This window comes from Herbiconiux sp. 11R-BC (assembly GCF_049472555.1).
GTDB lineage: Bacteria > Actinomycetota > Actinomycetes > Actinomycetales > Microbacteriaceae > Herbiconiux.
This window is the reverse complement of sequence record NZ_JBCEBO010000001.1, coordinates 104,778-126,988: the sequence shown is the minus strand read 5'-3', so window position 1 is coordinate 126,988 and position 22,211 is coordinate 104,778. Positions and strand designations below refer to the sequence as shown.

The following is a 22,211-nucleotide window of genomic DNA, read 5'->3' as shown; positions in this document are numbered from 1 at the left end:
GCGCCCTCGTCGCGAACGCCGCAGCTCACACTGTCAAAGGAGAAGTGGATGCCCCGCGAGAAGCGATTGCAGCCGGGATCGAGTTGGGTCGAACTGACCACGACGGCGTCCGACTGGAAGGCCGCAGACCCCGGCCTGCTGGCCACCATGCTCGGTCAGCTCCACCTGATCCGGGCGTTCGAGGAGACCGTGCTCGAGCTGGCGGGCGAGGGCCTCGTGCACGGACCCGCGCACTCGAGCATCGGTCAGGAGGGCGGCGCGGTCGGCTCGATCGTCGGCCTGCGTTCGAGCGACGGGGTGAACGGATCGCACCGCGGCCACCACCAGTTCCTCGCCAAGGCGCTCACCCACGTGGCTCCGGACGGGCTTCGGCTCGGAGCGCTCGTGACGCCCGAGGTGCAGACGGTGCTGCAGCGCACGCTCGCCGAGATCCTTGGCCTCGCCCAGGGCTACTGCCGCGGTCGCGGCGGCTCGATGCACCTGCAGTGGTTCGAAGCCGGCGCGCTCGGCACCAACGCGATCGTCGGCGGCGGGGTTCCGCTCGGAGCGGGGAACGCGTGGGCGCAACGGCACGCCGGCACCACCGACCTCACGGTCAGCTACTTCGGCGACGGCGCCACCAACATCGGCTCGGTGCTCGAGACCCTGAACCTCGCCGCGGCCTGGAAGCTCCCGTTCTGCTTCTTCATCGAGAACAACCTCTACGCGGTGTCGACCCGGGTGGAGGAGGTCACCGCCGAGCCGCGGCTGTCGGCCCGCGCCCTGGGGTTCAACATCCCGGCCTGGCGGGTGGACGGAATGGATCCGCTGGCCGTGCATCTCGCGATGCAGAAGGCCGTAGAGCGGATGCGCGCGGGCGAGGGCCCCACGGTCATCGAGGCCGAGGTCTATCGCTTCTTCCACCAGAACGGTGCCTACCCGGGCAGTGCCTTCGGCTACCGCAGCAAGGACGAGGAGGCGGCCTGGCGCGATCGTGATCCGGTCACCCGGGTCGGGCGGGAGATGAAGGCGCTCGGCCTGATCGACGACGACGGCATCGCCGCGGTGCGCCGGCAGGCTCAGCACGCCATGGCGTCGGCGGTCGCCGAACTGCTCAACGCCGACCCCGACGGCAAGCCGGGCACCCGGCGCATCCGGCCCGAGCTGTGGCCCGATCCGGGTTTCAGCGACGTCGGGGTGCGCGGAGATCTCTCCGAGATCGCCGAGGCGCGCACGGCCGAGGAGGCCGACTTCACCGGCCCGATGTCGCCGCGCAAGTTCATCGACGCGGTCGCCGCGGTGATGGACCGGCGGATGGGCTCCGACGATCGTGTGATAGTGCTCGGCGAAGACGTCCACCGTCTGAAGGGCGGCACGAACGGCGCCACCAAGGGGCTGTCCGAGAAGTATCCCGATCGCGTGCTCGGCACCCCGATCAGCGAGAACGCCTTCGCGGGCCTCGGCGGGGGCATGGCGCTCGACGGTCGTTTCCGCCCGGTGGTCGAGTTCATGTACCCCGACTTCCTCTGGGTCGCCGCCGACCAGGTGTTCAACCAGATCGGCAAGGCGCGGCACATGTTCGGCGGCGAGAATCCGGTGCCGCTCGTGCTGCGCACGAAGGTCGCGATGGGCTCCGGCTACGGATCGCAGCATCTGATGGACCCGGCGGGCATCTTCTCCACCGCACCCGGATGGCGCATCGTCGCCGCCTCCACACCGTTCGACTACGTCGGGCTGATGAACGCGGCCCTCGCGATCGACGACCCCGTTCTCGTGATCGAGCACGTCGATCTCTACGCCTCGACGGGATTGATGCCCGACGACGACCTCGATTACCAGATCCCCTTCGGCACGGCCGCGGTGCGCCGAACCGGCAACGAGGTGACCGTTCTCAGCTACCTCTCGATGGTGGGTCACTCCGCCGAGGCGATCGAGGCCACCGGCGTCGACGCCGAGCTGATCGACCTGCGCTTCCTGGACCGGGCCTCGATCGACTGGGACACCATCGGGACGAGCGTGAAGAAGACGAACTGCGTGCTCATCGTGGAGCAGGGCGCTCTGGGCACCTCCTACGGCGGGTGGCTCTCCGACGAGATCCAGCGCCGGTTCTTCGACTACCTCGACCAGCCCGTGCAGCGCGTGACCGGAGGCGAGGCCTCGCCGAGCATCTCGAAGGTGCTCGAGCGCGCGGCCATCGCGAAGACCGAAGAAGTGGTCACGGCGCTCGAGACGCTGCGGGCCGCCTTCGGCGAGGGGAACTGAGCATGGCGACTATCATCCGCATGCCCGGTGTGCTCGCGGGTTCCCAGGAGGCCGTGCTGGCCGGCTGGCTCGTCGCCGTCGGCGACACGATCGCGGTCGGCGACCCGATCGCCGAGATCGAGACCGAGAAGGCGACCGTCGAATACGCGGCGGAGACCGCGGGGGTGCTCGGCCGCACCCTGGTCGGCCCCGGCGACTCGACCGAGGTCGGCGACCCGATCGCGGTTCTGCGCGCCGACGGCGAGGGCGACGCCGAGATCGATGCCGTGCTGGCGGGAGCTCCCGGCCCGGACTCCGGCGTCGGCCCCGACCCGGAACCGGGCCCCGGTGCCGGCATCGACTCCGACGCGAGCCCGGCGCCGACGACGACGTCCTCGAACACCGCTGTCGTCGCTCGCGACCCCGAGTCGGCGACCCCGGTCGTCGAGGCCTCGAGTGTCGCCGGTGCCGCAGAGGCGGCCGCCGGTGCGGTGACCGCCGCCTCTCCGGGCAGGAGCGGATCCCGCCCGCCGTCGAGTGGGGGGCGGCTCTTCGCCAGCCCGATCGCCCGGCGGATCGCGCGGGATCGGAACATCGACATCGCCGCCGTCATCGGCACCGGCCCCGGCGGCCGGATCAGCCGGCGCGACGTCGAGCTCGTCGCGTCACGTCCGGCCGAGCCCGCACCGAGGCCGGCTGCGGAGGCGGCGCCGCCAGCGGCATCCCCCTCCGCCGCCCCACGGGCCACGGGTCCGTCCGTTGGGGCCGACGACTGGGACGAGATCCCGCACACCGGCATGCGCAAGGCCATCGCCCGGCGCCTGACCGAGAGCAAGTCGACCGTTCCGCACTTCTACCTCACGACCGAGTGCGTGGTCGACGAGCTGCTGGCCCTGCGGGCGCGCATCAACGAGACCTCGCCGGTGCGCGTCTCGGTGAACGACCTGGTCGTCAAGGCCGTCGCGGCCGCCTTCGCCGACGTGCCCGAGGCCAACGTCACCTGGACCGACACCGCCATGCGGCGGCATCGCCGGGTGGACATCGCGATCGCGGTCGCGACCGACGGCGGACTGCTCACCCCGGTGCTGCGCGATGCCGGGTCGAAGAGTCTCACGGCCGTGAGCACGGGCATCGCCGAGCTGGTGGCCAAGGCGCGCGACCGCAAGCTCCGTCAGGACGAGCTGGAGGGCGGGAGCTTCTCGGTGACCAACCTCGGCATGTACGGCACGCTCGAGTTCTCGGCCATCCTGAACCCGCCGCAATCGGGCATCCTCGCGGTCGGCGCCGCCACGAAGCGGGCCGTGGTCGACGAGGACGGCGAGCTCGCGGTCGCCACCGTGGTGCGCTGCACCCTGTCCGTCGATCACCGTGCGGTCGACGGAGCCCTCGCCGCGCAGTGGCTCGCCGCCTTCACCACGCGGATCGAGAATCCCCTCAGCGTGCTGATCTGACGACCGCGGACGTCACCCGCGCCGTTCCACACCGCCCTCACCCCCAGGAGCACTTCGCATGACCACTTCTTCCCTCGCCGGCGCCGGCGCCGTCGACTCGCTCGCGCTGAGCGTGCCCACCGGACTGTGGATCGGGGGCCGGTCGCGATCGGCCTCCGACGGCAGCGCGTTCGCCGTGCTCGACCCGGCGACCGGCGAAGAACTCGCCCAGGTCTCGTCGGCCTCCGTCGACGACGCGTTGGCCGCTGTCGACGCGGCATCCGGAGCCGCGGCCGCCTGGGCAGCGGTGGCTCCGCGGCAGAAGGCCGAGATCCTGCGCCGGGCCTTCGAGCTGATGATCGAGCGACAGGAGGACCTCGCCCGCCTGATCACGATGGAGAACGGCAAGGCGCTCGCCGATTCGCGCTCCGAGGTGGCCTACGCCGCGGAGTTCTTCCGCTGGTACTCGGAGGAGGCCGTGCGCATCCAGGGCACCCTCGAGACCGCGCCCTCGGGCGCCAACCGCATCCTCGTGCTGCATCAACCCGTCGGCGTCGCCCTGCTCATCACGCCCTGGAACTTTCCGGCGGCGATGGCGACCCGCAAGATCGGGCCCGCGCTCGCCGCGGGGTGCACCATGGTGCTGAAGCCCGCCTCGGAGACTCCTCTGACGGCCCTCGCGCTGGTCGCCCTGCTGGAGGAGGCCGGAGTGCCCGCCGGTGTCGTCAACGTCATCCCGTCGAAACGTTCGGGAGCGCTCTCGAGGGCGCTGCTCGCGGACGAGCGGGTGCGCAAGATCTCGTTCACCGGGTCGACCGAGGTCGGCCGGGTGCTGCTGGAGCTCTCGGCGAAGACGGTGGTGAACGCCTCCATGGAGCTCGGCGGCAACGCCCCGTTCCTCGTGCTCGCGAGCGCCGACCTCGACGCGGCCGTGGCCGGCGCCATGGTGGCGAAACTGCGCAACGGCGGGGAGGCCTGCACCGCGGCCAACCGCTTCTTCGTGCACCGGTCGATCGCCGAGGAGTTCTCGAAGCGCCTCGCCGACGCCATGCGCGCCCTGGTGGTCGGGCCGGGGCTGGATGCGCACACGAACATCGGCCCGCTGGTCAACGACGAGACCCGGGCGAAGGTCGCCTCGCTCGTCGACGGCGCCGTGGGGGAGGGGGCGCGGGTGCTGGTCGGCGGTCACGCGGTCGCCGGAGCCGGCTCGTTCTACGAGCCGACGGTGCTGATCGACGTCGCCCCGGGGTCGGCGATCCTGCAGGAGGAGATCTTCGGTCCGGTGGCGCCTGTCGTGGTGTTCGACGACGTCGCCGAGGCCATCCGCTTGGCGAACGCGACGGAGTACGGTCTTGTGTCGTACGTCTACTCCGCAGACCTGGCCGAGGGCCTGCGGGTCTCCGAGGCCCTGGAGTCCGGCATGGTCGGCCTCAACCGGGCGGTGGTCTCCGACCCGGCCGCGCCGTTCGGCGGCGTCAAGCAGTCGGGGCTCGGCCGCGAGGGCGGCCACGAGGGAGTGCTCGACTACCTGGAGAGCAAGTACATCGCGGTGTCGTGGTGACGCCGGGCCGCCGCGTGCCAGGTCAGGACAGCTTGTCCATCGCCTGCAGGATGTCGACGGCCGAGTTGAGCTGATCGGCGGGCCCCGGCTTCGGAACCCCCGAGGTCGGCAGGTTCTCGCTCACGTCGCGCCGCCCGACGACGAACCACAGGCCCCTGGCCGGCACCGAGCCGTTGTTGACGTACATGTGCGGGCGCACCGAATCGAAGTTGAGGGAGTCGCCGGCCTGGATGACGAAGGTGTCGAAGTCGACGTGCACCGTCAGCTCGCCCGAGAGCAGGTAGGCGTACTCCGTGCCGGTATGCCGCATCATCTTGCCCTCGATCGAGCTCGAGGCCCCGGGCTCGTAGGTCACCAGCAGCGGATCGACCGGGCCGCCCGTGCCGGTGGCGAGCCGCTCCCAGCGCACACCGTTCTGCATCTCCAGAACCGGGTTGTCGGCGCCGTGCTGCACGGTGGTGCGGGTCGCCGCCTGCGGCCCGTCCGACGCGCTCGCGAAGCGGGGCGCCGCCCGGGGTGGCACGGCGCCGCCCGGCCCGGCGTCTCCGACGAGATCGTCGAAGGAGATGCCGAGGAAGTTGACGAGGGCGTAGAGCGTCGAGACCGACGGACGCGTCTTGCCGGTCTCGACCTGCGAGATCAGGCTCGCCGACACGCCGATGGCCGCGGCCACCGTGCGTAGGCTCAGACCTTTCGCCACGCGCGCCGTCCGCAATCTGGGTCCGATGTCGTCTTCGATGGCTCGACTCCCTGTCCGGTAGCACTGTACAAGCGTGATTGTGCAGTTGAGGTTTACGGCGGGTCCGTGTGAACGACCGTGGCGATAGTGTATGGCACGCTGTCCCAGGATCCGCCTATCCCGGCTGATTCGGCCACTTCGGACCATCGGTCCCGAGGCTCGTCTTTGGTGTAAGAATGAACATCTTGACAAGTGTGACTGCACATGTTGAGATGAACACGCCTCAATGCGGGGATATCAGACCCCTGCTTTGTAAGCGTTGGTGAACGGATGCCGGCGAGGCAAGCGACCTGAACGGTGATGTTCAGTGAAAGGGCTCCCATGAGTACAGCAACCCGAGGAACCATGTCGGTCGACTGGGAGCAGAGAGTCGATTTCGATCGGCTGCGCAGCGAGCGCCTCGCGCGGCTGAAGGTGCAGCTCGAGCGGAGCGAACTCGGGGCCGTCCTGGCCTTCGATTTCGCCAACATCCGCTACATGACCTCGACCCACATCGGCACCTGGGCCATGGACAAGCTCATCCGCTTCAGCCTGCTCACCCGCAAGACCGATCCGATCATGTGGGACTTCGGCTCGGCGGCCAAGCACCACTCACTGTTCAACCCCTGGCTCGACACCACCACGGCAGAAGCGGATGCCGACCCCCACGCCCCCCACCACGGCGCCGTCCGGCCGCGCCTCGAGCCGGGGTCGCGGGCCGGGATCTCCACCCTGCGCGGGGCGTTCAGCCCGCAGTCGGAGATCGCCGACAAGGTCGCCGCCAAGATCAAGCGCGAGCTCGAGAAGTTCGGGGTGGCCCACGAACCCCTCGGCGTCGACGTGATCGAGCTCCCCATCCTGTTCGCCCTCCAGCGCGCGGGCATCACCGTGGTCGACGGGCAGCAGGTGTTCCTCGAGGCCCGCCGCATCAAGACGGGCGACGAGATCACGCTGCTCACGACCGCCGCATCGATGGTCGACGCCGCCTACGAGGACCTCTACGAGTTCCTGAAGCCCGGGGTGCGCGAGAACGAGTGCGTCGGCCTGGTGTCGAAGAAGCTCTACGATCTCGGCTCGGAATACGTCGAGGGCGTCAACGCCATCTCGGGTGAGCGCTGCTCACCGCATCCGCACGTCTTCTCCGACCGGCTGATCCGCCCGGGCGACCCGGCGTTCTTCGACATCCTGCACAGCTTCAACGGCTACCGCACCTGCTACTACCGCACTTTCGCGGTGGGCTCGGCGAGCCGGGCGCAGAACGACGCCTACATCCGGGCCCGGGAGTACATGGACCGCGCGATCGCCCTGGTGCGCCCCGGCGCCACGACGGCCGACATCGTCGCCGTCTGGCCGACAGCCCAGGAGTTCGGGTTCCCCGACGAGGAGGCCGCGTTCGCCCTGCAGTACGGGCACGGCGTCGGCCTGTCGATCTGGGAGAAGCCGATCTTCTCGCGCCTGGTCTCGCTCGAGAACCCCGAGGTGATCGAGGAGGGCATGGTGTTCGCCCTCGAGACCTACTGGCCCTCGGCCGACGGCATCGGCGCCGCGCGCATCGAGGAGGAGGTGGTCGTGACGGCCACCGGATGTCAGGTGATCACGAAGTTCCCCGCCGAAGAGCTCATGGTGGCCGGCCAGCGCTACTACACCGTGGAGGGGCCGCTCTCGACCCTGCGCGACTCGCAGTCGAACCTCAACACCGCTGCGGGTCGCGGAGAGCCGGGCGCCTGAGATGGCGGCGGAACAGGCCACGATCGGGTTCGTCGGCCTCGGCACGATGGGCGAGGCCATGGCCGGCGTGCTCGTCGACGCCGGCCATCGCGTGGTGGTGTGGAACCGCTCGCCGGATGCCGTCACGCGGCTGGTGCAGAAGGGTGCGATCCCCGCGAAGAGCCTCTCCGACGTGCTCGAGACGAGGCTCGTGTTCTCGATGCTCGCGGCCGAGCAGGCGGTGGCGGACGTCTTCACGCGTGAGGTGCTCGACGCGGCACCCCACGGCACGCTGCACGTGAACATGGCGACCGTGAGCGCGGATGCCGGCACGAGCCTCGCACAGGCGCATGCCGACGCCGGCGTGGGCTACGTGGCAGCGCCCGTTCTCGGGCGCTCGACGGTGGCGGCAGCCGGAGCGTTGTCGATCCTGGTGGCGGGGGAAGCGGCATCCGTCGACCGGGCCACGCCCTACTTCGAACAGCTGGGTCGCCGCATCTGGGACTTCGGGTCGACGCCGAGCGATGCCAACGTCGTGAAGATCGGCATGAACTACCTGATCATCCACGCGCTGCAGGCGATGTCGGAATCGGTGGCCATCCTCGAGTCCCGCGGGATCGACACCGGCCGCTTCGTCGAGCTCGCGTCGGACAGCCTCTTTCCGGGCCCGGTCTACTCGGGCTACGGCGCCGAGATCTCGGAGCGGCGTTACCTGCCCGCCGGCTTCACCACCGAGCTGGGATTCAAAGACCTGCGGCTTGCGATCGACGCGGCCGCCGAGTCGGGCGCGGCGCTCCCCACCGCCGGTGTGCTGCGCGAAGTGTTCGGCGCAGCCCTGGCCGAGGGCCTCGCGCAATCGGACTGGGCCTCGATCGCCGAGGTCACCCGCTCACGCTCCACCTACTAGAAAACCTGAACCCGCCCGCGCCGTTCCGGCCGGGCGCCGGACGACGACGAGGAAGTTGACTCCCATGAAGGCTCTGCAGTTCACCAGCCAGGACGAGCCCGAGGTGCTCGAGTTGCCCGTCCCGCAGATCGCCGACGACGAGGTGCTCGTCGCCGCGCGTCGCGTGGGCGTGTGCCACAGCGACATCGACCTGCTCGAGGGGCGCTACATCATCCCCTTCCGCTACCCGATCATCCCCGGCCATGAGTGGTCGGGCCAGGTGGCGGCGGTCGGTTCGAAGGTCTCGGGCTTCACCGTCGGCGACACCGTCGTGGGGGAGTGCGTGATCGGCGAGGACCACTTCGGTTTCTCGATCTCGGGCGCCGGCGCCGACTACTTCGTCACCAAGCCGGCCTGGCTGCACAAGGTGCCCGCCGGTCTGTCGTTCGCCGATGCTGCGCTGGTCGAGCCGTTCAGCGTCGCCTACTCGGCGCTCATGAAGGTCGGCAACGCCAACGCGAGCGACACGCTCGTCGTGCTCGGCGCCGGCCCGATCGGCCTCGCGGTCACGGCCGGCGCCGCGGCGCTCGGCGCGGTGACCGTCGTGGTCGAGCCCTCCGAGGACCGCCGTGCCGCCGCCACGAAGCTCGGCGCGGCACACACGGTGCACCCGGATGACGCGGCCGACCTCCTCGCCTCGCTCACCGACGGTCGCGGGGCCGACGTGGTGATCGAGTGCAGCGGACGGCCGGAGGTCATGGCGCTCGCCCTCGAGTACGCGGGCCACCGGGGTCGGGTCTGCTACGTCGGCATCGATGTCGGCCGCTCGGCTCCCGCGAAGCTCGGGCTCATCCAGTCGAAGGAGCTCGCCATCACCGGCGTCATCGGCTCGGAGGGTCTGTGGCCCGCGACGCTGCGTTTCCTCGCCAACACGAAGATCGACCTCAGCCCGCTGATCACCCACGTCTTCCCCGCGGAGCAGGCCCTGGCGGCGCTCGATTCCGCTCACCACCCGCAGACCACGATCAAGGCGCACATCGAGTTCGACGCGCCGCTGCTCGGCTGACGCCGACGCCCGCTCCACCCCGAAGAGAGAGACGCCATGACTGTTCAGGATGCGACGCCCCCCACGACGGCCGTGCCGGCCACGATGTCGGCCGCCGTCTTCCACGGCGCGAAGGACATCCGCGTCGAAACGGTGCCGACGCCGACGGCGAAGCCCGGCGAGGCGGTGATCCGCGTGCTGCGTTCGGGCATGTGCGGCACCGACGCCTCCGAGTGGGTCGCCGGACCGAAGATCTTCCCCATCGCCAAGGAGCACCGGGTCACCCATCACCTCGGCCCGATGATCCCCGGGCACGAGTTCGTGGGGGAGATCGTGGCGGTGCCCGAGGGGTCGGCCTTCGGGCTCGGCGACGTCGTGGCATCCGGAGCCGGGGTGTGGTGCGGCGAGTGCGACCGCTGCCGCGAGGGGCGCACCAACATGTGCGACCACTACTACACGCTCGGTCTCAGCCTCGACGGCGGCATGGCCGAGTACGTCTCGTCGCCGGTCAAGAACCTCACCCGGGTGCCGGACGGGCTGTCGATCGACGCGGCGGGGCTCGCGCAGCCGCTGGCGGTCGGCATCCATGCGGCCCGCCGCTCGGGCGCGGTCGACGGAGACGGAGTGCTCGTCATCGGCGGTGGGGCGATCGCCTCGTTCGTTCTGGCCGGGCTCAAGCATCTGGTCGACGTGCGGGTGACGGTGGTCGAGTTCCCCGGGCCGAAGCAGGAGCGCGCCCTGCGGCTCGGCGCTTCGGCCGTCGTGAGCCCGGGCGACGAGCTCGCCGAACTCGTGCTCGAGTCGTTCGGCGGGGCCAAGCCCGATGTCGTCATCGAGGCGAGCGGAGCCCCGGGTCAGCTGGCCAACGCCCTCTCCTTGGTGCGCGACGGCGGGCGGGTGCTCGCGGTGGGGCTGCCGAAGGTGCCGCCGGCGATCGACGTGCACTCACTCGTGTTCCGCGAGGTCACGCTCGACTCGAGCCTCGCCCACGTCTGCGACACCGACCTGGGCGCGGCTCTCGACATCCTGGCCGAGGGCGTGCTGGGCGAGGAACTCGTGGAGCAGGTCGTGGGCCTCGCCGAACTCGGCGCCCAGCTCGACCGCCTCGTCGCGGGCCAGGTCGACGGCAAGATCCTGGTCGACCCCTCCCGCTGACGCTCGCGCGCCGACCTTCTGAAGCCGGCCCCTGACTCCGACCCGGCACCGCCGGGCGGCCTCAGCCCCGGGACTCGAGGGCGCCTGCAGCGGCCGCCGCGGCGGCCTGCTCGCGCAGGACGAACTTCTGCACCTTTCCCGAGACCGTGCGGGGGAAGGCGTCGACCTTCCAGAGCAGCTCGGGGTACTTCTGTCGCGCGATCGACCGGCGGTCGAGGTGGGCGGTCAGGTCGGCCAGGCGGAGTTCGGCTCCGGGCTCCAGCACCACGACCGCGCACGCCCGCTCGCCCATCAGCGGATCGGGCACGCCGATCATGGCCACGTCGGAGATGGCCGGGTGCGTCAGCAGCAGATCCTCGACCTCCTTCGCGCTGATGTTCTCGCCGCCGCGCACGATGAGGTCCTTGCGGCGCCCCGTGATCGTGATGAGGCCGTCGGGTGTGATGCTCGCCAGGTCGCCGGTGCGGAACCATCCGTCGTCGGTGAAGGCCGGCTCGTCGTCGCGAGGGTCGAGGTAGCCCACGAACAGCTCGGGGCCGCGCACTTCGAGCTCGCCGTCGTCGGCCAGGCGGGCGCCGGCCTCACCGATGAGGTGACCCTCCGAGGTGAGCCGGTCCGGCCCGGTGTCGTCGGGGCGCACGATGCACAGCGTCGGCATCTCGGTCGAACCGTAGGTGCGCGAGACCCGCAGGCCCATCGCGCGTTCGGCCTCGGCGACGAGCGAGGGCGGGATGTCGGCGCCGCCGCAGACGAAGGAGCGCAGCGACGACGGGGTGCCCCGGCGCGCGTAGCTGTCGGCGAGACCGCGAAGGAACGGCGTCGCCGCCACGGTGAAGGCGCAGCCGTCGCGCTCGATCAGGCCGGCGGCGACATCGGGATCCCAGCGGTCGAGCAGGGAGACGCTGCCGTGCGTGAGCAGCGGCGTCAGAACGCCGTAGAGCAGGCCCGTCACGTGGGCGAGCGGCGACGGCATGAAGACCGCTTCGCCGTCGAGGCCGAAGACCTCGCCGATCGACGCGGCTTCGTAGAGCAGCGTGCGGTGCGAGTGCAGCACGCCCTTCGGGGTGCCCGTGGTGCCCGAGGTGAACATCAGCAGGGCGACATCCGTGGGCTCGGCGGCGGTGATCGCCGGCTCCGCCGGACGGGTTGCCGGCGGGGCGGGGAGGATCGCATCGATGTCGAGAACGGCGGCGTCGAGCCCGGTGGCGGCGACGGCGCTCCGGGCCTGGGCGACGAAGTCGACGCCGCGCGCACTCGAGGCCACGACGACCGCCGCCGGTGCGGCGCTGCCGAAGATGGCCTCGAGCTCGCTGCCCCGGTAGATCGTCGTGATGGGGTTCACCACCGCGCCCATCGCCCAGGCGCCGTGCATCGCGGCGATGGTGCGCCAGGTGTTCGAGAGCTGCATGCTCACCACGTCGCCGGAACGCGCGCCCGCGGCGAGGAGGGCTTTGCGTACGATCGCCGCGGCGCTCGCCAGGGTGCGCCGGTCGATGCGGGCGTCACCGTCGATCACGTAGACCGTCTCGGGCAGGGTAGCCGCGGTCTCGGCGAAGACCTCGCCGATCGAGCGCTGCCAGGGCTCGAGCGAGGCGTAGGCGGTGCCGGCCGCGCGGGTGCGCTCACGCATCGGGGCCCCGCTCGGCGAAGCCGCGGGAGCCGACGCCGGACATGAAGATGGTGAAGAGCTGTCCGGAGACCTCCTCGTGCGTCAGCTTTCCTCCGGGGCGGTACCACTGGTAGGCCCAGTTGCACATGCCGAAGAGCGCGAACGACGCCGTGCGCGGGTCCTGCCAGGCGATCGACCCGTCCTTCATGCCCTGCAGGATCGCCGACTCGACCAGGTCCTCGTAGCGGTCGCGCTTGACCTTCGCCGACTTCTGCAACTCGGCGGGCAACTCCCGGAAGTACTCGAAGAACACCCGCACGTGACCGGGCTTCTGGTCGATCAGCGCGACGATGTCGTGCATCACGGCGTGCACGACCTTCACAGGGTCGTCGGTGTCTGCGGTGGTCGCCTCGAACAGCGAGAGAAGCTCGTCGATCCACTCGTCGTGGATGGCGTAGAGGATGTCGTGCTTCGCTTTGAAGTAGTGGTAGACGGTGGCCTTCGCGGTGCCCACCCGGTCGGCGATGGCCGCCGTGGTGGTGCGGTGGAAGCCGAGCTCGTCGAAGAGCGCCGCCGCCGCCTCGAGGATCTCGGCCCGGCGGATCTCGCCCGAAGCGGTGAGCGGGGCCTGGCGCGCAGCGGATTCGGAATCGGTCATGAGAACGGCTCCATCGTTCGGCGGACGGCGCGCTCGATGTCGGCGCGCTGGGGCAGCCACGCGGCCTCGAGCGGAGGGGCGTAGGGTGCGGGGGAGTAGCCGGCGCCGACACGCTGAGGCGGTCCGTCGAGCGCCCAGAACGCCTCGCTCACCACGGTCGACACGATCTCGGCGCCGACGCCGAAGTCGGTCACCGCCTCGTGCGCCACGACGAGCCGCGAGGTCTTCTTCACCGAGGCGAGCACGGTCTCGCGATCCCAGGGAGACACCGTGCGGAGGTCCACGACCTCGACGCTGATGCCCTCCTCGGCCAGCCGCTCGGCCACGGCGAGGCACTCGAGGGCCATGCGCGAGTAGCTGACCACGGTGACGTCCGTGCCCTCGCGCATCACCCGGGCGCGCCCGATCGGCACGCGGTGGCCCCGCGGCGCGCCGGGCGAGCGGCGGCCGTAGAGGGTGCGGTTCTCGATGTAGACGACCGGGTTGGGGTCGTCGATCGCCGAGCGCAACAACCCGTAGGCGTCGGCGGCTGTCGACGGCATCACCACGGTGAGACCCGGGATGTGGGCGAGCAGCGCCTCGAGGCTCTGCGAGTGCTGGCTCCCGGCCGAGCGGCCGGCACCGAACTGCGTGCGCACCGTCATCGACATCGAGGCCCGTCCTGCCGTCATGAAGTGCAGTTTCGCAGCCTGGTTGAGCAGTTGGTCGAAGGCGACGCCGATGAAGTCGAGATACATGATCTCGACCACCGGATGCAGCCCCGCCATCGCGCCGCCGACGCCGAGCCCGAGAACGGCGGCCTCCGAGATCGGGGTGTCGAGCACCCGGTCGGGATGCCGCGCGTGCAGTCCCCGGCTCACGGCGAACACCCCGCCGCCGGCCGCGACGTCGATGCCGGCGAGGAAGCTGAGCGGGTCGTCGTCGAGAGCGTCGGAGAGCCCGGCGCGGATGCCCTCGATGTACTTCACGGGGGCGGCATCCGGGTCCAGCGGCGCCTCGACGACGGCGGGCCGGTCGACGACGACGTAGCGCCCGGCGTCTTCGGCCAGCGGCTGGGGCGCCGTCTTGGCGCGCTCGGCGGCCGCCGTGATGGTGGCGGTCGCCCTGTCGCGGATGGCGGCGATGCGGTCGCCGGAGACGCCGAGGGCGCGCAAGCGGTCTTCGGCGACGGTGACGGGGTCGGTCGAGCGGGCGCGGCGCACGTCGTCGGTGTCGCGGTACTGCTGCTGATCGCCCTCGTAGTGGCCGTGCCAGCGGTCGGTCATCGCCTCGACGATCACCGGGCCGCCGGCGTGGCGGACCCCCTCGACCACGCGGGCCATCCGGTCGGCCACGGCCCAGACATCCGCGCCGTCGACGTCGAGGTAGGGCACGCCGTAGCCGCCGGCGCGCTCGCGCAGCGTGGCCGGGTGTCCGTCGGCGGCCGCGGTGAACTCGGCGTAGCCGTTGTTCTCGCAGAAGAAGACGACCGGCAGCGCCCAGAGCGCGGCCAGGTTGACGGCCTCGTGGAAGACGCCCTGGGCCACCGCCCCGTCGCCGAAGAAGGCGATCACGACGTCGTCGCCGCGCGTGCGGGCGGCGTGCGCCGCCCCGACCGCGATCGGCAGGCCGGCGCCGACGATGCCGTTCGCGCCCAGGATGCCGATGGTGGGGTCGGCGATGTGCATCGATCCGCCGCGGCCCTCGACGGCGCCGGTGGCGCGGCCGAACAGCTCGGCGAACATCGCCTCGGGCGGCATGCCCTTGGCGAGGCAGTGGCCGTGGCCGCGATGGTTCGAGGTGATCATGTCGCTGACCCGCAGCGGATGGCAGGCACCGACCGCCGCCCCCTCCTGGCCGAGCGAGACGTGCACGAAGCCCGGGATGTCGCCATCGCGGTAGAGGTCGCTGGTGAGCAGTTCGAAGGTGCGCACCTCGCACACCTTCGCGTAGAGCTGCTCCATCACGGCGGCGTCGGGCGCCTCGAGCGCGGGCAGGGCGAACGGGTCTGGATCGATGCCGATGGTCAATAGCCGCCCCTTTGCGGAAGAAAGAACCGGCCAGCGGGCCGGTCCTGTTTCGCTTCAGCATAGCGATATTCCCGCCATACCTGCATAATGAGTCATGCGCCGACCGGCCCGCCGGTCGGTTTCAGTGCAGCAAGTCCGATCAAAGGAGATCATCAGTGCGGCGTGACATCGAGTTCCAGAGCGAGGGTGACACCATCCGCGGGTGGCTGTTCACACCCGACGAGGGCGAAGGGCCGTTCCCCACCGTCGTCATGGCCGGCGGGTGGTGCTACGTCAAAGAGATCGTGCAGCCCACCTACGCCGAGATGTTCGCCCAGAACGGCATCGCCGCCATCCTCTTCGACTACCGCAATTTCGGCGACTCGGATGGCGCGCGCCGCCAGCACATCGACCCCTGGATGCAGATCGCCGACTACCGGCACGCGATCGACTTCGCCGAGACGCTCGACGAGGTCGACGACTCCCGCATCGGCGTGTGGGGCCTGTCGTACAGTGGCGGCCACTCGCTGATCCTGTCGGCCATCGACTCGCGCATCCGCTGCGCGGTGTCGCAGATCCCGGTCGTCGAGGGCTACCTCAACATGCGGCTCGCCAACGGCACCGTCAACTTCCGCCGTCTCGAGAAGGCCATCCTCGAGGCGCGCCGCACACGGTTCGCCGGTGGGGGAGACACCATGGTTCCGCACTTCACCCTCGACACCGGCAACGAGATCTCGGCCTGGCCCTTTCCGGAGGGCTACGAGGTGTTCCACACCTTCCAGCAGAACGAGGCGCCCAACTACGACTTCGACGCGACGCTCGAGTCGGTCGACCTGCTGATGGGCTACGACATCCGGCCCTTCCTGCACCGCATCGTCGACACGCCCACGCTGATGATCGTGGCCGAGAACGACGACATCACGCTGTGGGACGAGGCGATCGCCGCCTACAACGCCATCCCGACCTCGAAGAAGCGGCTCGTGGTGATCGACAAGAGCGACCACCTCGCGCTCTACAGCAACCGTTCGCTGCTCGAGCGCGCCGCCTCCGCCGCGACCGAGTGGTTCGTCGAGCGGCTGAAGCCGCTCGGTCAGCCCGTCTCGGGCTGAGTCCGGCCCGAGCACGGCCCCGCCCGATCCGGGCACGCGATTCCAGGCCCGCCCACTGCAAAGGAGCATCCATGCGCGCCGCTGTCTTCCATGCCGCCCACGACATCCGCATCGAGAACGTCGACGAGCCCACCGAGATCGGACCGGGCGACGTGCTGCTGCGCCCGTTCTGGTGCGGCATCTGCGGCACCGACCTGCACGAGTACGCGGCCGGGCCGATCGTCATCCCCACCCAGGCGCATCCGCTGACCCACGCCGCGGCGCCGCAGATCCTCGGCCACGAGTTCTCGGCCGAGGTGATCGAGGTGGGCTCCGGCGTCAGCACCGTGGCGCCGGGGCAGCGGGTGTCGGTGATGCCGATCCTCGCCTGCGGGGTCTGCTACTACTGTCAGCGCGGTCTCGGCCACCTCTGCGTGGACATGGCCTGCGTCGGCCTCAGCTTCGCCTGGGGCGGCATCGCCGAGCTGGCCGTCGTTCCCGCGACCCACGTGTTCGCGCTGCCCGACGAGCTGGACGAGGTGCAGGGCGCGCTCGTGGAACCCACGGCCGTCGCCGCCTACGGGGTGGACTCGGCGGGCGTCCGGCCGGGCGACACGGTGCTCATCACCGGTGCGGGACCCATCGGCGCGCTCGCCGCCGTCTACGCCGGCTCGCTCGGCGCCCGCGTCTTCATCTCCGAGGTCAACCCCGTGCGGGCCGCGCTGGCGCGCTCGCTCGACGTGGGGGAGGTGCTCGATCCCTCCTCCGTCGACGTCGTCGAGGTGCTGCGCGACGCGACCGGCGGCATCGGGGTCGACCAGGTGGTGGAATGCTCGGGCAACGAGAGAGCGCTGCAGACGGCCCTCGACGCCGTGCGGTCGTCGGGGCGGATCACCCAGACGGGCCTGCACACCCGCCCCGCCACGATCGACCCGATGATCCTCGCCCAGCGCGAGATCACCTACAACGGCACGTGGTGCTACCGGCTCACCGACTGGCCGCGCATCATCGGCCTGATCGCGGATCGCGGACTGCCGGTCGAGAAGGTCGTCACCGGCCGCATCGACGCCGTCGACCTCGTGCAGAAGGGTTTCGACGTGCTGCTCTCGCCGAAGGGCGAACAGGTCAAGGTGCTGGTCAATGCGCGCTGACGACACTCTCGCGGCCGGCATCCTGACCGGGGCCGCCGGCGGAAGGTTCCACGGTTCCGTCGCCGTCGTCACCGGGGGCAGCCGCGGCATCGGCCTGGCGATCGCCCAGCGGCTGGCCGCCGAGGGCGCGCGGGTGTGCATCACGGCGCGCCACGCCGAGGTGCTCGACGAGGCCCTGCAGACGCTGCCCGAAGGCAGCTGCATCTCGGTGGTCGGCCGCGCCGAGGACCCCGAGCACCGGGCCGAGGTGCTGCGCCGCGTCGGCGAGGCGTACGGCCGGCTCGACGTGCTCGTCAACGTCGTGGGCATGAACCCGGTGTTCGGCGAGCTCATCGAGGTCGAGCTCGCCGCCGCCCGGAAGATCTTCGAGGTGAACGTGATCACCCCCCTGGCCTGGGTGCAGGACATCGTGGCCGACCCGGTGCTGAAGTTCTCCGAGCGCGGCGGATCGATCGTGAACCTGTCCTCGGTCACCGGCACGACCCCGTCGCCCGGCATCGGCCTGTACGGCGTCTCGAAGGCGGCCGTCGCGCACCTGACCCGCACGCTCGCCGTCGAGCTCGGCCCCACCATCAGGGTCAACGCGGTCTCGCCCGCCGTCGTGCGCACCGTGTTCTCCCGGGCGCTCTACGAGGGCAAGGAGGACGCCGTGACGGCCGGCTATCCGCTCGGCCGGCTCGGCGAGCCCGCCGACATCGCTGCGGCCGTGGCCTTCCTCGCTTCCTCCGACGCGGCCTGGATCACCGGCGAAGTGCTTACGATCGACGGCGGCCTGCTGGCCGCGGGAGGGGTGGCCTGATGACCGGCGACCTGCTCGAACGCACCCGGGCCTTCATCCGCGACGTCGTGATCCCCGCCGAGCCCGAGCCCGGCACGACCCTCGACGAGACCGTCCTCGAGCGGCTACGCGCCGCCGCGCGCGAGGCCGGCGTGTTCGCCCCGCACGGCCCACGCGTGTACGGCGGCCAGGGCCTCTCGATCAGCGAATGGTCGCCGGTGTTCCAGGCCGCCGGCTACTCGCCGATCGGCCCGAGCGCCCTGGGCTGCATGGCTCCGGACGAGGGCAACGCCCACATGCTCGAGAAGATCGCGTCGCCGGCGCAGAAGCGCGCCTACCTCGAACCGCTCGTGCGCGGCGAGGTGCGGTCGGCGTTCGCGATGACCGAGCCGCACCCCGGGGCAGGCTCCGATCCGGATGCTCTGCTCACCACCGCGACGGAGGTCGACGGCGGCTGGCGCATCGACGGGGAGAAGCGGTTCATCAGCGGAGCCCGGGTCGCCGGCTTCTTCATCGTCATGGCCCGCACCGAACACGGCGCCACGATGTTCCTCGTCGACGCCGGCAACCCGGGAGTCAGTCTCGGCCGCGACATCCACACCATCGACCGGGCCATCGCCGGGGGCCACTCGCACGTGCACTTCGACGACTGCCGGGTGGGTCGGGATGCCGTGCTCGGCGCCCCGCACGAGGGCTTCCGCCATGCGCAGGTGCGACTCGGGCCCGCGCGCCTCACCCACTGCATGCGGTGGCTGGGCCTGGCGCGTCGTTCGCTCGACATCGCGCTGGACCGCGCCGATGCGCGCGAGCTGTTCGGGGCGCGCCTCGGCGACCTGGGCCTCGCCCAGGGGCTCATCGCCGACTCGGTGATCGACATCGAGACCTCCGAGGCCGTCATCGCGGCGTGCGCGGCGGCGCTGGAGACCGACCCCCGCGAGGGAGCCCGGCTCTCGTCGATCGCCAAGGTGCACTGCTCGGAGGCGATCTTCCGGGTGATCGACCGCTCGATGCAGCTCTGCGGCGGCGACGGCGTGTCGTCCGACCTGCCGCTTGCGTCGTACCTCGACGAGGTGCGGCCCTTCCGCATCTACGACGGGGCCAACGAGACGCACCGCTGGGCCATCGCACGGCGGGCCTCCTCGCGCCGGCGCCGCGAGCTCGCGGCCCTCGGAGTCGCCGGTGTCTCCGTCGCCATCGACGGGGCGGGGGTCTGAGATGACCGGTCAGCCGGACACCGCGGCCCCCGTGGTCGAGGTCGTCGACACGCGAGCGGATGCCGCGGCGCTCGTGGCGGCCGGCGGCGCACCTCTGCTCGTGCTCGACGTGCTCGCCGAGTTCCTCGACGCCCACGGAATCGGCGCCGGACCGGTCTCGGCCCGGCGCATCGGCGAGGGCCAGTCGAACGTCACCTACGCCGTCACCCGCGGTGACGAGACGGTCGTGGTGCGCCGGGGGCCGAGGCCGCCGCTGCCTCGGTCGACCCACGACATGGTGCGTGAGGCCCGGGTGCAGACCTTCGCCGCGTCGCACGGGGTGCCGGTGCCGCGCATCCTCGCCGTCTGCGCCGACGACACGCTCCTCGGCGTGCCGTTCTACGTGATGGAGCACATCGACGCCCTCGTGATCACCGACGAGATCCCCGCCGAGCTCTCGGCGCCTGAACAGCGGCGGCGGACCGGCGAGCAGCTGGCCGACCTTCTCGTGCGGCTGCACGAGGTGCCGGTCGACGGCGTCGACGCCGCCGGCCTCGGTCGCCCGGAGGGGTACCTCGAGCGGCAGGTCGAGCGGTTCCGGCAGCTCTGGAGCGCGAACTCCGAGCGCGAGCTCCCCGAGGTCGACGCCCTCGGCGCCTGGCTCGCCGACCACCGGCCGGTCTCGCAGCGCACCGCGCTGATCCACGGGGACTACCGGCTCGGCAACGTCATGTTCGACACCGGGGCACCCGCGCGAGCCCGCGCGCTCCTGGACTGGGAGATGTCGACCGTCGGTGACCCCCTCGCCGACGTGGGCTACATGACGGCGATGTATGCGGATCGCTCGTCGCCGACGACGATCATGCAACTGACCTCGGTGACCCGGGAACCCGGTTACCCCACCCGTGACCAGATCGTCGACCGCTACGCGCTCGGCTCGGGGGCGGATGTGAGCGGACTCGCCTGGTACGAAGCACTCGCGCTCTGGAAGTCTGCGGTGTTCTGCGAGGCGATCTACACGCGCTGGCTGCACGGCGAGCGTCCCGACGACGACTTCGGTCCCCGGCTGAGGGAGGGTGTGCCCGAGCTGCTCGAGGCTGCCCGCTCGGCCGCGGCGCGGAGGGGAGAATGACATGAGCGAACCACTCCGCACGCAACATCCGCTTCAGCACCTCGCGCCGGTCGCCCCCTGGAGCGACGTCGACATGCACGAGAGCACCTACCGGGAAGGCGACCTCGAGACGGTGCCCCCGGCTCGGACGCACTCGTGGATCCACGGCTACGTGGTCTCGGGCAGCGTGCGGCTCGGCATCGACGACGGCGACTGGCGCTGCGGACCGGGCGACTCGATCGTGATCGACGGACGCCGTGGCTACCGCGTGACCGGCGAGAGCACCGACCCCGCCCGTGTCGTCTGGTTCACGGCCGCCGACGAGGTCTAGGGCAGGTCCGGGAGCGCCTCGACGCTCTCGGCGGCGCCGTCCCACTGCTCCAGGAATTCCCGCCGGCCCACCACGAACCAGATGCCCCGCGCCGGCACGGCGGTGTGGTTGAAGAACATGTGCGGACGCACCGAGTCGAAGCAGAGCGAGTCGCCGGGGCCGAGCACGAAGGTCTCGGAGTCGAGCCGGAGGGTGAGCTCCCCGGACAGCAGGTAGGCGTACTCCACGCCCGCGTGCCTCATCATCATGCCCTCGATCGAGCTGGAGGCGCCGGGCGCATAGGTGACGATCAACGGGTCGACCGCGTGGGTCGGGCCCACGGCCATCCGCTCCCACACGACGCCGTTCTCCATCTCGATCACGGGGTTGTCCGCGGCCCGCTGAACCGGCTGGTCGGCCGGTGCCTCCGCGGCCGCGACCGGGGCGGCGCTCTCGCGCGGGGGCGCGGCGGCGGCGGGCGACGGTGCGGTGTCCGAGCCCAGGAGCTCGTCGATCGAGACTCCCAGGTGGTTGACGAGCAGGTAGAGCGTGCTCACCGAGGGCTGGGTCTTGCCGGTCTCGACCTGCGAGAGCAGGCTCGGCGACACGCCGATGGCGGAGGCCACCGAGCGCAGGCTCAATTTCTGGCCGACCCGGACGGCTCTCAGCCGGGGTCCGAGCATCTCGTTCATGTCCACCGCTCTCGTCCGTGCTGCCGATCGTGCGTCTCCATCTTCACCCCGGGCCCCTCGCGCAGCTCGCAAGGGGCCCGGGGTGCCGGATGCGCTAGACGAAGATGACGCCGCCGTTCACGTCGAGCGTGGCGCCCGTGATGTAGGAGGCGTTGTCGGTGGAGAGGAAGTAGACGGCGTCGGCGATCGACTTCGGGTCGCCGGCCACCTTGAGCGGGATCTTCGCCCACTCGATGTCGCGCATCTCCTCGAAGGTGATGCCCCGCTCGGTGGCCTCGTCGGTCAGTGCCTTGCGGTGCATCGGCGTGTTGATGTTGCCCGGCGCGACGGCGTTGACGCGGATGCCGACGTCGGCGAGCTCCGAGGCGAGGCACTGCACGAAGCTGATCACGCCGGCCTTCGAGGTGCAGTACGACGAGTAGAAGGGGTGACCCTGGCGGCCCCAGAACGAGGCGATGGCGACGACGGATGCTCCCGCGTTCTCGGGCAGCAGCGGCACCAGCTCCCGCGAGGCGAAGAACACGCCGCGCAGGTTGGTGTTGTGCACGCGGTCCCACTCCTCGGTCGACAGCGAGAGCACCGGAGCGCCCTCGGCCTGCACGGTGCCGGCGACGAGAGCGAGAGTGTCGATGCGTCCCGACCACTCGGTGACGGCCTTCGCGGCATCGCGCAGCGACTCCTCCGAGGACTGGTCGACGACGAGCGGCAGCAGCTCCGCGTCCGGGTAGTCGGCGAGGATGTCGGCCTGGAGGCGTTCGAGGCCCTCCGGGAAGAGGTCGGCCAGCACCACCCGGTCGCCGGCCGCGGCGAAACTCCGCGCGGTCTCACGGCCGATTCCACCACTGGCACCGGTGACGAACGCGACTCTGCTCTCTGACACGTGACTTACCTCCATGTTGTTGTGTTCGGGT

At 70.8% G+C, this 22,211-nt stretch carries 19 protein-coding genes; 13 read left to right on the top strand and 6 right to left on the bottom strand.

The window, feature by feature from the left end:
* Positions 1–48 precede the first annotated feature (48 nt).
* The 3 genes from VD659_RS00595 to VD659_RS00585 are packed head-to-tail and all read left to right on the top strand — an operon-like array spanning position 49 to position 5,211.
* Entirely contained in the window at positions 49–2,241 is a 2,193-nt protein-coding gene (locus VD659_RS00595) for an alpha-ketoacid dehydrogenase subunit alpha/beta (protein WP_423259162.1), read from the top strand.
* A 2-nt stretch (positions 2,242–2,243) separates the two neighbouring features.
* Entirely contained in the window at positions 2,244–3,671 is a 1,428-nt protein-coding gene (locus VD659_RS00590) for a dihydrolipoamide acetyltransferase family protein (protein WP_423259161.1), read from the top strand.
* Positions 3,672–3,729: 58 nt separating this feature from the next.
* Positions 3,730–5,211 (top strand): NAD-dependent succinate-semialdehyde dehydrogenase, encoded by a 1,482-nt coding sequence (locus tag VD659_RS00585; RefSeq protein ID WP_423259160.1) that lies wholly within the window; start codon positions 3,730–3,732, stop codon positions 5,209–5,211.
* Positions 5,212–5,233: 22 nt separating this feature from the next.
* Here the strand turns inward: VD659_RS00585 and VD659_RS00580 are convergent, their stop codons facing one another.
* Positions 5,234–5,926 (bottom strand): helix-turn-helix domain-containing protein, encoded by a 693-nt coding sequence (locus tag VD659_RS00580; protein WP_423259159.1) that lies wholly within the window; start codon positions 5,924–5,926, stop codon positions 5,234–5,236.
* 345 nt (positions 5,927–6,271) lie between these two features.
* On the opposite strand from VD659_RS00580, the gene VD659_RS00575 reads away from it, so the two are divergent.
* The 4 genes from VD659_RS00575 (at position 6,272) to VD659_RS00560 (ending at position 10,722) form a co-directional block, all read left to right on the top strand.
* Positions 6,272–7,657 (top strand): M24 family metallopeptidase, encoded by a 1,386-nt coding sequence (locus VD659_RS00575; RefSeq protein ID WP_423259158.1) that lies wholly within the window; start codon positions 6,272–6,274, stop codon positions 7,655–7,657.
* A 1-nt stretch (position 7,658) separates the two neighbouring features.
* The gene (locus tag VD659_RS00570) at positions 7,659–8,543 is read left to right on the top strand and encodes an NAD(P)-dependent oxidoreductase (RefSeq protein WP_423259157.1); all 885 of its coding nucleotides are present in this window, start codon (positions 7,659–7,661) and stop codon (positions 8,541–8,543) included.
* Between the two features lie 64 nt (positions 8,544–8,607).
* A complete protein-coding gene (locus VD659_RS00565; protein ID WP_137836709.1) occupies positions 8,608–9,588 on the top strand; it encodes a zinc-binding dehydrogenase in 981 nt (326 codons plus the stop codon).
* 36 nt (positions 9,589–9,624) lie between these two features.
* Complete coding sequence (locus VD659_RS00560) at positions 9,625–10,722, top strand: zinc-dependent alcohol dehydrogenase (protein WP_423259156.1); 1,098 nt, start codon at positions 9,625–9,627, stop codon at positions 10,720–10,722.
* Positions 10,723–10,783: 61 nt separating this feature from the next.
* On the opposite strand, the gene VD659_RS00555 is transcribed toward VD659_RS00560, so the two are convergent.
* The 3 genes from VD659_RS00555 to VD659_RS00545 are packed head-to-tail and all read right to left on the bottom strand — an operon-like array spanning position 10,784 to position 14,998.
* The gene (locus VD659_RS00555; protein ID WP_423259155.1) at positions 10,784–12,352 is read right to left on the bottom strand and encodes an AMP-binding protein; all 1,569 of its coding nucleotides are present in this window, start codon (positions 12,350–12,352) and stop codon (positions 10,784–10,786) included.
* Entirely contained in the window at positions 12,345–12,989 is a 645-nt protein-coding gene (locus VD659_RS00550) for a TetR/AcrR family transcriptional regulator (RefSeq protein WP_423259154.1), read from the bottom strand. Before VD659_RS00550 ends, VD659_RS00555 begins: the two co-directional genes overlap by 8 nt.
* Positions 12,986–14,998 carry an alpha-ketoacid dehydrogenase subunit alpha/beta gene (locus VD659_RS00545; RefSeq protein WP_423259153.1) on the bottom strand — a complete coding sequence of 671 codons (2,013 nt, stop codon included), beginning with the start codon at positions 14,996–14,998 and terminating at the stop codon, positions 12,986–12,988. The genes VD659_RS00550 and VD659_RS00545 overlap by 4 nt, the downstream gene beginning before the upstream one ends.
* An 11-nt stretch (positions 14,999–15,009) precedes the next feature.
* Between VD659_RS00545 and VD659_RS00540 the strand changes: the two genes are divergently transcribed.
* From VD659_RS00540 to VD659_RS00515, 6 genes are all read left to right on the top strand, one after another.
* The gene (locus VD659_RS00540) at positions 15,010–16,086 is read left to right on the top strand and encodes an alpha/beta hydrolase (protein WP_423259152.1); all 1,077 of its coding nucleotides are present in this window, start codon (positions 15,010–15,012) and stop codon (positions 16,084–16,086) included.
* 71 nt (positions 16,087–16,157) lie between these two features.
* Positions 16,158–17,216 (top strand): 2,3-butanediol dehydrogenase, encoded by a 1,059-nt coding sequence (locus VD659_RS00535; protein ID WP_423259151.1) that lies wholly within the window; start codon positions 16,158–16,160, stop codon positions 17,214–17,216.
* A complete protein-coding gene (locus tag VD659_RS00530) occupies positions 17,206–18,015 on the top strand; it encodes an SDR family oxidoreductase (RefSeq protein WP_423259150.1) in 810 nt (269 codons plus the stop codon). Before VD659_RS00535 ends, VD659_RS00530 begins: the two co-directional genes overlap by 11 nt.
* A complete protein-coding gene (locus VD659_RS00525; RefSeq protein WP_423259149.1) occupies positions 18,015–19,208 on the top strand; it encodes an acyl-CoA dehydrogenase family protein in 1,194 nt (397 codons plus the stop codon). The genes VD659_RS00530 and VD659_RS00525 overlap by 1 nt, the downstream gene beginning before the upstream one ends.
* Position 19,209: 1 nt before the next feature.
* Entirely contained in the window at positions 19,210–20,319 is a 1,110-nt protein-coding gene (locus VD659_RS00520; protein WP_423259148.1) for a phosphotransferase family protein, read from the top strand.
* A gap of 1 nt (position 20,320) precedes the next feature.
* On the top strand, positions 20,321–20,629 hold the full coding sequence (locus VD659_RS00515) for a cupin domain-containing protein (RefSeq protein WP_137836702.1): 309 nt from the start codon (positions 20,321–20,323) through the stop codon (positions 20,627–20,629).
* Here VD659_RS00515 and VD659_RS00510 read toward each other — a convergent pair.
* Positions 20,626–21,300, bottom strand: coding sequence for a cupin domain-containing protein (locus tag VD659_RS00510; RefSeq protein WP_423259147.1), 675 nt, complete (start codon positions 21,298–21,300; stop codon positions 20,626–20,628). The two genes, VD659_RS00515 and VD659_RS00510, sit on opposite strands and share 4 nt — an antisense overlap.
* Before the next feature lie 94 nt (positions 21,301–21,394).
* Positions 21,395–22,180: an SDR family NAD(P)-dependent oxidoreductase gene (locus VD659_RS00505; RefSeq protein WP_423259146.1), complete on the bottom strand. Its 786-nt coding sequence runs from the start codon at positions 22,178–22,180 to the stop codon at positions 21,395–21,397.
* Between the last annotated feature and the right edge of the window lie 31 nt (positions 22,181–22,211).

Coding starts and splice junctions, on each gene's coding strand:
- VD659_RS00590 (WP_423259161.1), top strand. CDS start 2,244: ATGGCGACTATCATCCGCATGCCCGGTGTGCTCGCGGGTTCCCAGGAG.
- VD659_RS00510 (WP_423259147.1), bottom strand. CDS start 21,300: ATGAACGAGATGCTCGGACCCCGGCTGAGAGCCGTCCGGGTCGGCCAG.
- VD659_RS00535 (WP_423259151.1), top strand. CDS start 16,158: ATGCGCGCCGCTGTCTTCCATGCCGCCCACGACATCCGCATCGAGAAC.
- VD659_RS00555 (WP_423259155.1), bottom strand. CDS start 12,352: ATGCGTGAGCGCACCCGCGCGGCCGGCACCGCCTACGCCTCGCTCGAG.
- VD659_RS00570 (WP_423259157.1), top strand. CDS start 7,659: ATGGCGGCGGAACAGGCCACGATCGGGTTCGTCGGCCTCGGCACGATG.
- VD659_RS00520 (WP_423259148.1), top strand. CDS start 19,210: ATGACCGGTCAGCCGGACACCGCGGCCCCCGTGGTCGAGGTCGTCGAC.
- VD659_RS00525 (WP_423259149.1), top strand. CDS start 18,015: ATGACCGGCGACCTGCTCGAACGCACCCGGGCCTTCATCCGCGACGTC.
- VD659_RS00560 (WP_423259156.1), top strand. CDS start 9,625: ATGACTGTTCAGGATGCGACGCCCCCCACGACGGCCGTGCCGGCCACG.
- VD659_RS00585 (WP_423259160.1), top strand. CDS start 3,730: ATGACCACTTCTTCCCTCGCCGGCGCCGGCGCCGTCGACTCGCTCGCG.
- VD659_RS00575 (WP_423259158.1), top strand. CDS start 6,272: ATGAGTACAGCAACCCGAGGAACCATGTCGGTCGACTGGGAGCAGAGA.
- VD659_RS00595 (WP_423259162.1), top strand. CDS start 49: ATGCCCCGCGAGAAGCGATTGCAGCCGGGATCGAGTTGGGTCGAACTG.
- VD659_RS00565 (WP_137836709.1), top strand. CDS start 8,608: ATGAAGGCTCTGCAGTTCACCAGCCAGGACGAGCCCGAGGTGCTCGAG.
- VD659_RS00550 (WP_423259154.1), bottom strand. CDS start 12,989: ATGACCGATTCCGAATCCGCTGCGCGCCAGGCCCCGCTCACCGCTTCG.
- VD659_RS00515 (WP_137836702.1), top strand. CDS start 20,321: ATGAGCGAACCACTCCGCACGCAACATCCGCTTCAGCACCTCGCGCCG.
- VD659_RS00530 (WP_423259150.1), top strand. CDS start 17,206: ATGCGCGCTGACGACACTCTCGCGGCCGGCATCCTGACCGGGGCCGCC.